Origin of the sequence: Streptomyces sp. NBC_01707, from assembly GCF_041438805.1 — a bacterium.
GTDB lineage: Bacteria > Actinomycetota > Actinomycetes > Streptomycetales > Streptomycetaceae > Streptomyces.
Genome location: NZ_CP109190.1, coordinates 1971849 through 1984229 on the forward strand (window position 1 = coordinate 1971849; position 12381 = coordinate 1984229).

Annotated in this window: 11 protein-coding genes; 2 read left to right on the forward strand and 9 right to left on the reverse strand. The window is 69.4% G+C overall.

Annotated features, from left to right (window positions below; translation table 11 throughout):
• Positions 1-8 precede the first annotated feature (8 nt).
• The 4 genes from OG963_RS09035 to OG963_RS09050 form a co-directional block, all read right to left on the reverse strand.
• On the reverse strand, positions 9-641 hold the full coding sequence (locus OG963_RS09035; protein WP_093770001.1) for an LUD domain-containing protein: 633 nt from the start codon (positions 639-641) through the stop codon (positions 9-11).
• Entirely contained in the window at positions 638-2173 is a 1536-nt protein-coding gene (locus OG963_RS09040) for a lactate utilization protein B (protein ID WP_093770000.1), read from the reverse strand. Before OG963_RS09040 ends, OG963_RS09035 begins: the two co-directional genes overlap by 4 nt.
• Positions 2170-2937, reverse strand: coding sequence for a (Fe-S)-binding protein (locus OG963_RS09045; protein ID WP_093769999.1), 768 nt, complete (start codon positions 2935-2937; stop codon positions 2170-2172). Before OG963_RS09045 ends, OG963_RS09040 begins: the two co-directional genes overlap by 4 nt.
• A gap of 136 nt (positions 2938-3073) precedes the next feature.
• Entirely contained in the window at positions 3074-3799 is a 726-nt protein-coding gene (locus tag OG963_RS09050; protein ID WP_093769998.1) for a FadR/GntR family transcriptional regulator, read from the reverse strand.
• A 779-nt stretch (positions 3800-4578) separates the two neighbouring features.
• Here OG963_RS09050 and OG963_RS09055 point away from each other — a divergent pair.
• A complete protein-coding gene (locus tag OG963_RS09055; RefSeq protein ID WP_371798738.1) occupies positions 4579-6015 on the forward strand; it encodes a collagen-like protein in 1437 nt (478 codons plus the stop codon).
• Positions 6016-6397: 382 nt separating this feature from the next.
• Here the strand turns inward: OG963_RS09055 and OG963_RS09060 are convergent, their stop codons facing one another.
• From OG963_RS09060 to OG963_RS09080, 5 genes are all read right to left on the reverse strand, one after another.
• Positions 6398-7672 carry a glycosyltransferase gene (locus OG963_RS09060; protein WP_030923889.1) on the reverse strand — a complete coding sequence of 425 codons (1275 nt, stop codon included), beginning with the start codon at positions 7670-7672 and terminating at the stop codon, positions 6398-6400.
• Positions 7669-8244, reverse strand: coding sequence for a tetratricopeptide repeat protein (locus OG963_RS09065; protein ID WP_176901988.1), 576 nt, complete (start codon positions 8242-8244; stop codon positions 7669-7671). The genes OG963_RS09060 and OG963_RS09065 overlap by 4 nt, the downstream gene beginning before the upstream one ends.
• Before the next feature lie 1040 nt (positions 8245-9284).
• Entirely contained in the window at positions 9285-10328 is a 1044-nt protein-coding gene (locus OG963_RS09070) for a S66 peptidase family protein (RefSeq protein ID WP_093929259.1), read from the reverse strand.
• A gap of 48 nt (positions 10329-10376) precedes the next feature.
• Complete coding sequence (locus OG963_RS09075; protein WP_093769995.1) at positions 10377-11159, reverse strand: crotonase/enoyl-CoA hydratase family protein; 783 nt, start codon at positions 11157-11159, stop codon at positions 10377-10379.
• A complete protein-coding gene (locus OG963_RS09080; RefSeq protein ID WP_093769994.1) occupies positions 11156-11506 on the reverse strand; it encodes a hypothetical protein in 351 nt (116 codons plus the stop codon). Before OG963_RS09080 ends, OG963_RS09075 begins: the two co-directional genes overlap by 4 nt.
• A 78-nt stretch (positions 11507-11584) precedes the next feature.
• Here OG963_RS09080 and OG963_RS09085 point away from each other — a divergent pair, with 78 nt between their 5' ends.
• Positions 11585-12178, forward strand: a complete 594-nt coding sequence (locus OG963_RS09085; protein WP_093769993.1) for a TetR/AcrR family transcriptional regulator — start codon at positions 11585-11587, stop codon at positions 12176-12178.
• The last annotated feature ends 203 nt before the right edge of the window (positions 12179-12381 follow it).

A 12381-nucleotide genomic window follows, 5' to 3' on the forward strand; every position in this document is an offset into this window, starting at 1 on the left:
CTACCTCCCTACGCGTCGACGCGGACGACCACCACCAGCGACCGCGGGCCGTGCACGCCCTCGACCCGCTCCAGCTCGATGTCCGAGGTGGCCGACGGTCCGCTGATCAGGGTCGTCGGCCGCTCCGGCACCAGCCGGCCTACCGCCTCCGGCACCCCCACCTCGACCGCCGACAGATCCACCACGCACACGTGCAGGTCGGGGACGAGCGACAGCGCCCGTCGCCCCTGGTCGGGCGAGCCGTCGAGGAAGATCGTGCCGGTCTCGGCGCAGCCGACGGCCGACCCCGTGACGACACCGTCCAGCGCATCGAGCCGGGGCGCCGGGATGTCGGCGCAGTCCTGCTGGATCTCCCCGTCGTACGCCTCGAGCCACCGCTCGTCGAGCCCCGCGGGCACCCCGATCTTCCGGGCACCACGCTCCCGCAGCACCTGTGCGATCACTTCGGCGGTGCGGTCGCCGGTGCAGGCGTGCACCTGTGCCTTGTAGTCGACGAGCCGGTCGGTGAAGAGCGCGAGGCGCTCGTCGTCGGGGAGTGTGCGGCCGGTCCGGTACTCGCGCGGGACAGCCGTGCCGGGGGTGGGCGCGAGAGCCAAGGCATCCCGGATCCGGCCGAGCACCGTTTCGCGAGCGGTCGTCACTTCTCCTCCTGCTGCTGGTTCCTGCCGTCCTCGGCGGCGGCCCTCATGGTCGCGGCGCCCTCGTCCGACGCCAGCCAGGCGCGGAAGGACTGCTTCGGCGGCGCCGCGGTGTCATGGCTGTCGCTCCACCCGTTGAGCGGGGGCGGCAGGTGCGAGATCTGCCCGTCCCGCCCGGCGAGGACCCGCCCCAGCCCGGCGGCCTTCTGCGCGGCCGTGAACAGCTTCGGCCTCCTCATCACGCCGGCCGCCGCCTTCATGGCCAGCTTCTGCGTCGTCGTACCGGACTGTTCGGTGTGCTGGTGGCGCAGCTCGACCAGCAGCGAGGGGATGTCGATCTTGACCGGGCAGGCGTCGAAACAGGCGCCACAGAGGCTGGAGGCGTACGGCAGCGAGCTGTTGGGGTCGTCCTTGGCGGCGTGCATCCCGGCGAGCTGAGGGGTGAGGACGGCGCCGATCGGGCCGGGGTAGGTCGATCCGTACGCATGGCCGCCGGCCCGCTCGTACACCGGGCAGACGTTCAGACAGGCCGAGCAGCGGATGCAGTTGAGCGCCTCGCGCCCGATCCGGTCGGCGAGCGCGGCGGTGCGCCCGTTGTCGAGGAGGACCAGATGGAAGTCCTGCGGACCGTCGCCGGGCGTCACCCCCGTCCACATGGAGGTGTACGGGTTCATCCGCTCCCCGGTGGACGAGCGCGGCAGCAACTGCAGGAAGACTTCGAGGTCCTGATAGCGCGGCAGCACCTTCTCGATGCCCATGACGGTGATCAGGGTGTCGGGCAGGGTCAGGCACATCCGGCCGTTGCCCTCGGACTCGACGACGGAGAGCGTGCCGGTCTCGGCGATACCGAAGTTGGCGCCGGAGACGGCCACCTTCGTCGTCATGAACTTCTCGCGCAGATAGGCGCGTGCCGCGGCGGCCAGATGAGCGGGTACGTTGTCGAGCCGCGGATCCACACCGGGGATCTCCTTGAGGAAGATCTGCCGGATCTCGTCGCGGTTGCGGTGGATCGCGGGCACCAGGATGTGAGACGGCTTGTCGTGGGCGAGCTGCACGATGAGCTCGGCGAGGTCCGTCTCGTACGGGGTGATGCCGATCGATTCGAGGTGCTCGTTGAGGGCGATCTCCTGGGTGGCCATCGACTTGACCTTGATGACCTCTTTCGATCCCGTCGCACGGACGAGCCGGGCGACGATCTCGTTGGCCTCGACGCCGTCGCGCGCCCAGTGGACGGTGCCGCCGCGCTCGGTGACCTTCCGCTCCAACTGCTCCAGCAGTTCGGGGAGCCGGTTCATGGTGTCGGTCTTGATGGCCGAGCCGGCGTCGCGCAGCTGCTCCCAATCGGGAAGTTCTCCGGTGACGTCGAGGCGTTTGGCGCGGATCGTACGGGTGGCCTTGCCGAGGTTGCGGCGCAGCTGTTCGTTGCGCAGCTCGTCGTGGGCGGCCGCGGGGAACGTCCGGTCGCCGCGCAGATGGCCCGTCCCGTACGGGGAGCGGGGCGGGGTGGCGGGCATGCCGAGGAAGGTGCTGCTCATCGGACGGCCTCCGTCAGGACGTACGGCGAGGTGCGGGTGGACGAGAGGATCTGCGCGAGGTGCAGGGTGCGGGTGCCCGACTTGATGCGGGAGAGTCCGCCGCCGATGTGCATCAGACAGGACGAGTCGTTCGCGGTGCACACGGCGGACCCGGTGGTGGCGATGTTGCGCATCTTGTCCTGGAGCATCGCGGTCGATGTCCCGGCGTTCTTCAGGGCGAAGGTGCCGCCGAAACCGCAGCAGGAGTCGGCTTCGGGAAGCTCGACGAGGTCGATGGAGTCGACGGCCCGCAGCAGCTTCAGGGGCTTGTCCCCCACGCGCAACATGCGCAAGGAGTGACAGGTGGGGTGGTACGTGACGCGGTGCGGGAAGTACGCGCCGACACCGGTGACGCCCAGGACGTCGACGAGGAACTCCGACAGCTCGTAGGTCTTGGACTTGACCGTGGCGACGCCCGCGCGCAGCGCCGCGTCCCCGTACCGCTCGGCGATGATCTCGTGCTGATGGCGGACCGATCCGGCGCAGGATCCCGAGGGCATGACGACGGCGTCGATCGACGCGTCGCCGAACTGCTCGGCGAAGTTCCGTACGAGCGGGACGGGCTCGCGCTGGTAGCCGGTGTTGACGTGCATCTGGCCGCAGCAGGTCTGCTCCGGCGGGAACACCACCTCGTGCCCCAGGCGGGCGAGCAGGACCGCGGTGGATTTCACCGCCTCGGGAAAGAGCGTGTCTCCCAGACAGGTGGCGAAGAGTCCGATACGCATGGGGCCTCTCCGATCGTTTCTCTGGCCTTTATATGGTCGGACCATACTAGTCTCGGTCCGGAACGTGAAGAGGGCCAGGACATGGCGAGGGGACGGTGCGCGGTCGCACCGTCCCCTGGTTGCCGTCATGTCGCGGCTACGACTTCTCGTCCACCAGCGTGCCGTGCAGGCTGCGGATGTGACGCTCGACCAGACCGGCCGCCTTCGCCCCCTTGCCCGCGCGCACCAACCGCAGGAGTTCGGTGTGCTCGGCATTGAGACCGGCCGCCGTGGCCGGCCAGTCCTCGGCCTCCTCCAATGCGCGCAGGATCAGCGGACGCACGGACTCGCGCACGGCGGAGGTGAGCGTGGAGGTCAGTTCATTGCCGGAACTGCGCGCGATCTGGACGTGGAACCGGGTGTCCAGATCGTTGAACTCGGCCACGCCGACGTCCGGTTCCGCCATCCGTACGAGCAACTGCTCCGCCTCGTCGAGGTCCTCCGCGGAAGCATGCGTGGCGGCCGCCTCGAAGCTGGACCGCTCCAGCACGACGCGCGCCTCCAGAACGTCCTCCAGGCTGTAGCTGCCGAGGGCGAAGTGCAGCCGCAGCAGCCGGCCGAGGGCGCCGTCGGGGTTGCGTACGATCCGCGCCCCGGCGTCCGGGCCACGGCCGGGCTGGGCGACGAGGACTCCGATCGTCTCCAGCACCCGCAGCGCCTCACGCAGAGCGGACCTGCTGACCCCGAGGACCGGCGCGAGCTCCCGCTCGGGCGGCAGCCGGTCCCCGGCCTTGAGTTCTCCGGCGAAAACCCGCTCCTCGATGCTCTGGAGCACGAGCTCATGCGTACGGGACTGCCGTACGGGTTGCCACTCGACGGGCACCGTCCACCCCCTGCCTCAGCCTCTTCGTCTCACTATGTCACGCACGGCATGTGGTCGGACCAAACATCCCGCCGCCGAGCCAACGCACTGCGGGGTCCGCGCCACACGGCGAGCACCCCTGCGACCGCGGCACGGAAAGTGATCCGGAACCACCTTCCCGCCGCCGCTCGGCGAAGGGGCCGGATCTTTTGCACTCTTCACTGTTGCCAATCACTACCGCACCGGAAGCCATCGGGAGGTCACAGAACCCCACACACCCATTTCGTGCCCCGGTGCCTAGCGCGGGGCTCGCGGCGGCCACCGACCACCGCGTCCGATGGCGTCGTGAAGCGCATCCCCGCCCGGCGAACCGTGCAGCGCGGCTTCCGCCGCACAGGGGGAGACGAGGGAGCCCATCGGCGCAGCACACCCTCGCGACCTGCACCGAGATCGGACTGAAGATCGCCGAACCCGACAGGAGAGGCCGACAGTTCCGCCTCATCGGGCGCATAGATACGACAGGAAGATGGTGCCTACGGCAATTCGCCTCCCTTTGGGTGATCTTTACTCCCGACACGGAACCGACCGCACACGTTCCATCACTGAGAGTGAAGTATGCCTGTGTCCGTGGCTGTCAGCGACGTGACGCGCATGCAAATAAACCGCGCTTATCGAGTGCGCCCGCACGCGGTGTGGTCACTCCAAATTCCGTGAGGAAGGTTCCCTAGGTGAGCCGTAAAACGATCCGAAGCTCCCGCATCAAAACCGCAACACTGGTTTCGGCGGGCACCCTTGCCGTTGTGCTCAATGTCGTCCCGAGCACCGCGGCGATCGCCGACGCGATCCACAGGTCCGGCACAGAGAGCAGCATGGGGCTGCCGGGCCCGAACGGCGCCACCAGTGCCGACCGTGACCACGACGGCCGTGACGGCCGCGACGGCGACCGTGGCCCGCAGGGCCCCCGGGGCCAAGGAGGCCCGCAGGGACCGCGCGGCCAGGTCGGCCCGCAGGGACCCCAGGGTGTGCCGGGCGAGGACGGCGTGGACGGCGTGCAGGGCCCGCAGGGTGTGCCGGGCGTGGGCACTCAGGGCCCGCAGGGTACTCAGGGCCCCGCCGGTGGCGGTGTCGGTGGCCCGATGGGCCCCCAGGGCCCCCAGGGCTTCCAGGGTGTGCCGGGCATCAACGGCGTCGACGGCGTGGACGGCGCACAGGGTGCCCAGGGCGCCGACGGTGCCGACGGCGTGGACGGCGCACAGGGTGCCCAGGGCGCTGACGGTGCCGACGGCGTGGACGGCGCACAGGGTGCCCAGGGCGCTGACGGTGCCGACGGCGTGGACGGCGTGGACGGCGCACAGGGTGCCCAGGGCGCCGACGGCGCCGACGGCGTGGACGGCGCACAGGGTGCCCAGGGCGGCCCGGGCGCACAGGGTGTCCCGGGCGTGGACGGCACCGACGGTACCGACGGTGCCGACGGCGCCCAGGGCCCCCAGGGTGACGCGGGCGCGGACGGTATCGACGGCGTGGACGGCGCCGACGGCGCCCAGGGCCCCCAGGGCAGCACGGGCGCACAGGGCGCACAGGGCGCCAACGGCCTCAACGGCGCCAACGGTGTCAACGGCGCCAACGGCGCAAATGGCCTCAACGGCGATGACGGCGCGCAGGGCCCCCAGGGCGAACCGGGCGTTGACGGCGTCGATGGCGTGGACGGCGTCGATGGCCTGGACGGGGCGCCGGGCCCCCAGGGTGGCACGGGCGCAACGGGTGCCCAGGGTGCAACGGGAGCAACGGGTACTCAGGGTGCAACGGGTGCTCAGGGACCCCTCGGTCCGCAGGGCACCCCGGGCATCCAGGGTGAGCCCGGCGTGGACGGTGTGGACGGCGCCACGGGCCCACAGGGCGCAACTGGTCCGCAGGGCCCCATCGGCACCACCGGCTCACAGGGCGCCCAGGGCGTGCAGGGTAGCCAGGGCGTCCAGGGCGCATCGACGCTGGACACCTACGTCGTGACCGGCAACGTCGCGACCGGTCTCCTGAATGTCGAGTCGACGGCGCTGTGCGACCCCGGCGACGTTGCTGTCGGCGGCGGGTACAACACCGACGCGGTCACCGTCAACGTCACGCAGAACGCACCGGTGTTCACCGGCACCGGCCCTGCCACCGGCTGGCAGACCACCGCCACCGTCGGCCTCATCACCGACTCGCTCACCTCCTTCGCGATCTGCCACAGCGAGGCATGACATGACCCCCATGTGAGCGGTGGTGCGGCCCGGCTGTCCGCTTCACCTGGGAGTGCGTAACGGTGCCCCGAGGCTTTGCCTCGGGGCACCGTCTGCTTTTTCGTGCGACGGCTGCACGCGACCGCAGCAACAGCCCCTGCCCGCCGGCAAGATGCCGGGCCCTGAGCGGCGTGGACGGCGCTCAGGGCCCGGCGAGAGGCCCCACCGCCGCATCCGCACCCAGGACCCGGTCCTGTCGTTGTGCCGGACCGAGTTGCAGAGCGACAAGTGCATGGCCCGGCCCCTCTGGAGCGCTATCACCCGACCGCGTCGAAGGGCAAAGAGGCGCCCGGCGAGAGCTCTCAGCTCCGGCCGGGCGCCTCGGACATGTCCTGGGACGGTCCTAGACCTTCAGAGGTCCGCCGCATCGTGCGGCGCCTTCCTTCACCGCGATGAGGTTCGCCACGACGTAGGAGATGTTGTTCCTGGAGTGCCAGTCGGTCGGGTAGTAGGTGACCAGCCGTGAGTTCTGGAACCGGGCCTGGATCTCGGGCACGAAGGTCCGGTACTGGTTGTCCGTGTAGTACCAGAAGGAGTTCTCGTTGTAGAAGGACACGTGTGTCGGATCCTGGTACGCGCCGCGGCCGTCGGAGCTGGGGGTCATGGTGAGCAGCATGCCCCCGGGTGCCAGCAGCCGGTAGAGCTCGTTGATCAGCGGCACCTTCGCGGGCACGTGCTCGAGGAAGTCCACCGCCCGCAGCAGGCCGACGGAGCCGTCCGGCAGGTCGAGCTTCCCGGGCAGGGTCGCGACGATGTCGACGCCCTCTCCCGGGTACTGGTCCACGCCCAGGTAGCCGGGCGGCTTCCGGTGGGCCGCACCGAGGTCCAGCGCGAACAGCCCGTGGCGCTGGGTCCAGGCCAGGGCGTTGGCCTCGATGTACTTGTCGTACAGGGCGACCGTCTCGCGCTGGATGTGAGCGTTGATCTCCGGATCGCGCTGCGTGTTCGCGGGGTGGATCCGCTGCAGGTACAGGCAGCGAGGGATGTGGTGGAAGTCGCCGGCTTGGAAGAGACGGCACATCAGGTCCTGGTCGTCCAGGACCGTACGGGTGGCGTCGTATCCGCCGACCTTCTCGTAGACATCCTTGCGGAACGCCCGCACGTGGTTGGGCGCGTACCAGATGTACGAGACGTTGTGCGGCGTCGGAGCCATGGACAGAGCCTGCAGCAGCCGACGGCCGTCGACGCTCACATCCTCGTACTGCCAGCCGTGCTCCTTGTTGAACCGGCTCTCGTCCCGCCCCCCGTCCTGGGTGATCTGCGCGGTGTTGCTGTACACGAAGACGGCCTCGGGATTGGCGTCGAACGCCTTGGCGAGCTCCGCCAGACACGCCTTCGCCAGAAGATCGTCGTGGTCGAGTTCCACGAGGATCTCCCCTCGTGCCAGTTCACAGGCCCTTCGTTTGGCGGCCCCGACGCCGTGGACGTCGTCCGCGATCTCCACACGGACACGCTCGTCGGGGAACTCCGGTCGCCATCGGGCGCCGTTGTTGAGCAGGACGATCCACTCCCAGTCCGAACAGGTCTGTGCCTGCAAGGTGGTGAGGCACTCATCGAGGAATCGCGGCCTGTGGCTGGGGGTGAAGACGGAGAACCTCGGTGTCGCAGTCGACGTCATTCGGCAGTACCTGCTTGGCTAGTTGACGGTGATGGGCTTGCGGAATCCTGGAATGGTTCCGGTACGAAGGAGAGCAGCTTGGGGTCGGCCGCAACGGCGCGGCTGAATGCGTCCTGGGCCTCGTCGTCGCGGCCTTTCTTCGCCAGGGCCTCCCCGAGGTGCAGGTAGGCCGTGGAAGCCTTCGAGTTGTGGGCGACGACACGCTTCAGGAGTTTGATGGAGCGGTCGGGCTCGCTCGACTTGAGCAGTAGCGCCTCGTTGAAAAGGGCGGAGTCGAACGACGGATCGATCTTCAACGCCTTGTCATAGGCTTCGCGGGCATCAGCCTTCTTGCCGTCCCGCTGCGCGATGACGCCCAGGTTGTACCAGGCGATTTTGTTGTGCGGATCCAGGGCCACCACCCGCTTGAAGCTGGTGGCTGCACCGGAGAAATCCTGGTATTGCGACTGCATAAGGCCGGCACTCAGAAGCGTCTGCGCCTCCGAGACGTCCCGGGCCGCTGGTTTGGCCTCGGATTCCGTGGCGGCCGGCTGGGACAGAACCGCCCAGACTGCTGCCCCGGCGGCAACCACGGCCGCTGCTGCGATCCCTGTCCACAATCGCCTACGTTTCACTTGGTCACATCTCATGGAGTCGGTGCGGGATGGGATGGAATGGATCCGGCCGATACCGAACGGCTGACACGGGCGCCCGAGGGCGGTGCCGGAGAGACCGGATTCCGAACCTCCGCCATTGTCACCAAAGTTACGAGGTGACCGTTATGGCGTCACGATTCGTCAGGGACTTAGGGCGTACAGACCACCCGAACGTACGCATCCAGCGGCGTCATTCACCTGAAGTCGATGACTCGAATCTCTGGGTGACACCGGATTCTTCAGCAGGCAGACCGGCAATTCGTCCGCCGACAAGGGCGATCGACATGGTCAAGAGTCTGATGATCTGAATGAGACGGCCTCATTGCCACACCTGGCGGAATGTTCGCCACACGAGAAGTCGGCCGAATTCCCGGTGAGTTCGCCCGCTCAGGCATCAACATCGGTCCGCTACAAGGCGTGCGCCGCTGCGACATGCGCGCGCGTGCACCTTGGACATTCCCACGGGGATTCCGGTCGCTGGTGGACCAACCGCCCGGCCGACGCAGCGAGATGCAGAGCGCCGAACGGGATCGACGCCGCACCCCGTGCCGGTATCAGCATCGGAATGTGTGACAGTAACGGCGGCCCGCGGCGGCGTCGGCCGACACCTGCCTGATCGCGGTGCCCACCGACCCGCTCGACCCCGCTGTCAGGCACGTCAGGTGACGGGCCGCCCCGGTCCGTAGGCGCGCGCGTTCAGTTCAGGCGTACGTATGAAGCTCCCATGGCCCTGCACTCCAATTCCGGGCTCCCACAAGACATGTGCTCGAACCCGAACAGGCGACGCTGCGGCGGGACCGCGATGATCAGCGCAGCCGCCGTGGCAGCGTCGCTCGTGCCGGGCACCGCGGACCGGTCCACCGCGCGCGGGCGACTGTCACGACACCCGGTGCGTTCACGGCGATGTTCCGCCGCGCTCCGCGCACGGCCCCTCCGCCGTACCTGACCGGCGGGGACGCCCACCTGCGGGCAGCGCCTCAGTAGGTCACGACGATACGGCGGGCGGTCCCGTCGACCTGGATGTTCCCGCCGTACGGGATCACCAGCTGAGGGTCCGTGTGGCCGAGGTCGACATCGAGGACGGCCATCGCGTCGGGGGCGTACTCGCTCAACGCGCGCAGAACCGCCTGCCGTTGCTCCGCACGGAACCGGTCCCCCTCCTCGGCGCCGAGCGGCTGTGCGAACGACCAGCACTTGGCCCGCCCCATGATCAGCGCGGAGAACTGCTGCAGGAGCCCACGCTCCCCCATGCTCCGCAGAATCCGGTAGACCTCGTCGGCAGAGGGCATCTCCTCGGACGTCTCCAGGAAGAGCACGCTGCCCGCGTAGTCGCCGACCGGCATGATCTCGCGGTCGGCCATGAGCAGCCACGCCAGAATCTCCAGGTTGCCTCCCCAGCCGGGCCCTTCGACGACCCGGTCGGCGTTGTGCCAGATCCAGGCGTCGGCGGGTCGCATCTCGGGCTCCGCGTCGAAGGTCCGGGGATCCTCCCAGCGGCGGTTGACGTGGTCGGTCTCCTTGGCGGGAGTCAGTTCGTAGGTGCCACGGGTGAAGAGGGCCGCTCGCAAGGAGTCAGCGGTCAGCGGGTGCATCGCACCGGGGCGTCCGAGTTCGACCATCACCGACCCGCCGTGATAGCCCACGATGCCCAGGTTCCGCAGGAGGGCCAGCAGGTTGGTGTTGTCGCTGTACCCGAAGAACGGCTTGGGATTGGCGCGCAGCAGCTCGCGGTCCAGGTGTGGGAGGACGGTGATCTGGTCGTCACCACCGATGCTGGCGATCACCGCCTTGATCTCGGGGTCGGCGAACGCCGCGTGGATGTCGGCGGCCCGCTCGGCCGGGGTCGACCCCATGGTGCGCGTCGTCGGATACTCCACCACCTCGAGCCCGAACTCGTCGCGGAGTCTGCGCAGTCCCAGCTCGTAGGGCAGTGGCAGAATTCCCGGGAGCCCGGAGGACGGCGAGATGACGGCGATACGGTCGCCGGGGCGGGGCTTGTCCGGATAGCTGGGTGTCGTCATCCGGCGAGCCTAGGACGAGCCCGTTTCCGGTGTCAGCCGGGTTTCGGCTCACTCGTCGAACGACCCGTGGCGTCCCGCACCGCCGCCGAACCGGTCCGCACCGGCCTGGGTCTCCCCGGCGGTCAGCGGAACCAGGCCGTGCCGGTACTCGGCCGCCAGTGCGTCCTGCTCGGACAGTCCGTGCTGTTCGCGGACGGAGAGCCTGTCGTGACGCAGACACAGTTGGGGGAACGCGGCGATCTCCCGGGCGAGTTGTTCCGCCGCGCGACGTGCTTCACCGGTCGGCACGATCCGGTTGGCGAGTCCGATGTCGTACGCCTCCGTCGCCGCGACCGGGCGGCCGGTGAGGATCAGGTCCATCGCACGGCTCTCACCGATCAGGCGCGGCAGCCGCACCGTGCCGCCGTCCACCAGGGGCACGCCCCAGCGGCGGCAGAAGACACCGAAGACCGCGTCCTCCTCGGCGACCCGCAGGTCGCACCAGGCGGCGAGTTCCAGGCCGCCGGCCACCGCGTGGCCGGAGACCGCGGCGATGACCGGTTTGCTCAGTCGCATCCGGGTGGGTCCCATGGGCCCGTCGCCCTCGCCGCGGACCTTGTTGCCGCGTTCCGTGCCGATGCCCTTGAGGTCCGCTCCGGCGCAGAAGGTGCCGCCCTCGCCCCACAGCACGGCGACAGATGCGTCCGGATCTGAGTCGAACTCGCGGAAAGCGTCCGCGAGTTGATCGGCGGTCGGCCCGTCGACGGCATTACGGACCTCTGGGCGGCTGAGAATCACCGTGAGGACGGGGCCGTCGCGCTCGATACGTACGGCGGGGTGTCCGGTCGTCACTTTCCCTCCCACAGGGGGTCGCGCAGGTCCCGGCGGAGGATCTTTCCGACCGGCGAGTACGGGATGGTCTCGACGAAGTGAACTCTCTTCGGCGCCTTGTAGCCGGCCAGCCGCGCACGCACATGATCGCGCAGGGCCGCTTCGGGCGCAGCGGCCCCGGGCCGCAGTGTGACGAAGGCGGTGACGGCCTCGACCCAGGTCGCGTCGGTGGCACCGACAACGGCGCTCTGCCCGACCGCGGGGTGGCTCGCGAGGGCGTCCCCGACCGCGCGTGGGTAGACGAAATGCACGGCGGTACGTCCCGCGGGGCGCGCGGCGCCGCGGCGAACCAGGTCTACGGCAAGCATGTGCCGGACGATAGACCCGTCACATACAGTCCGTCCAGACTGTTTGTTGGTTCCCTGTGCTGCCGTACGCTCGCTGCCATGCCCGCTCCACGCCGCACCCAGCAACAACGCCGGGAGGAGACCCGCCAGCGCCTCCTCGATGCCACGATCGACTGTCTGGTCGAGCACGGTTTCGCGGGCACCACGACCCAGCGGGTACAGGAGCGGGCGGGCGTCTCCCGCGGCGCGCTGCTGCACCACTTCGCCTCGAAGGCCGATCTGTTGGCGGCCGCGACCCACCATGTCGCCGAGCTGCGACTCGCGCACATCCGCGCCGAGACGGAAGGCGGCGCACAGAGCCGCGAGAAGGGGCTCGCCCTGCTGCGCACGGCGATGTCGGGCCCGTACTTCCTCGCGGGCCTGGAACTGTGGCTGGCGGCGCGCACCGACGCCGACCTCAGGGCGGCGCTGCTTCCGGCCGAGCGGGACGTGGGGGCGGCCCAGCGTGCGGTGATGGCCGACATCTTCGGCGCGGAGACAGCGGCGCGCGAGGACTTCCCCCTGCTCTGCGAATCACTGCTGGTCCTGCACCGCGGCCTGGCACTCACCGGCGTGCTGCGCGAGGACCCCGCATTCGACGACGAGATGCTGCGGCTGTGGCTGGACCGCTTTCTGACCGCCCGGACCCGCTGATCGTTTCGGAGTGAGGGCACCGCGCCGTCCGAGGGCGCGGCCGACGCCACGCGCCCGGCACCGTGCCGGCCACTCCTGCCGGCGAGGACCCGGACGCGGCCGACGCCTCCCTCCGGGGCACGGCCGGCGAGCTGCTCCTGGCCTTGTACGACCGTGTTCCGGTGGACTCCCCGAAGCTCGACGCGACCGACGCCTCTTCGACC

Coding starts and splice junctions, on each gene's coding strand:
- OG963_RS09040 (WP_093770000.1), bottom strand. CDS start 2,173: ATGAGCAGCACCTTCCTCGGCATGCCCGCCACCCCGCCCCGCTCCCCG.
- OG963_RS09045 (WP_093769999.1), bottom strand. CDS start 2,937: ATGCGTATCGGACTCTTCGCCACCTGTCTGGGAGACACGCTCTTTCCC.
- OG963_RS09060 (WP_030923889.1), bottom strand. CDS start 7,672: ATGACGTCGACTGCGACACCGAGGTTCTCCGTCTTCACCCCCAGCCAC.
- OG963_RS09070 (WP_093929259.1), bottom strand. CDS start 10,328: ATGACGACACCCAGCTATCCGGACAAGCCCCGCCCCGGCGACCGTATC.
- OG963_RS09080 (WP_093769994.1), bottom strand. CDS start 11,506: ATGCTTGCCGTAGACCTGGTTCGCCGCGGCGCCGCGCGCCCCGCGGGA.
- OG963_RS09085 (WP_093769993.1), top strand. CDS start 11,585: ATGCCCGCTCCACGCCGCACCCAGCAACAACGCCGGGAGGAGACCCGC.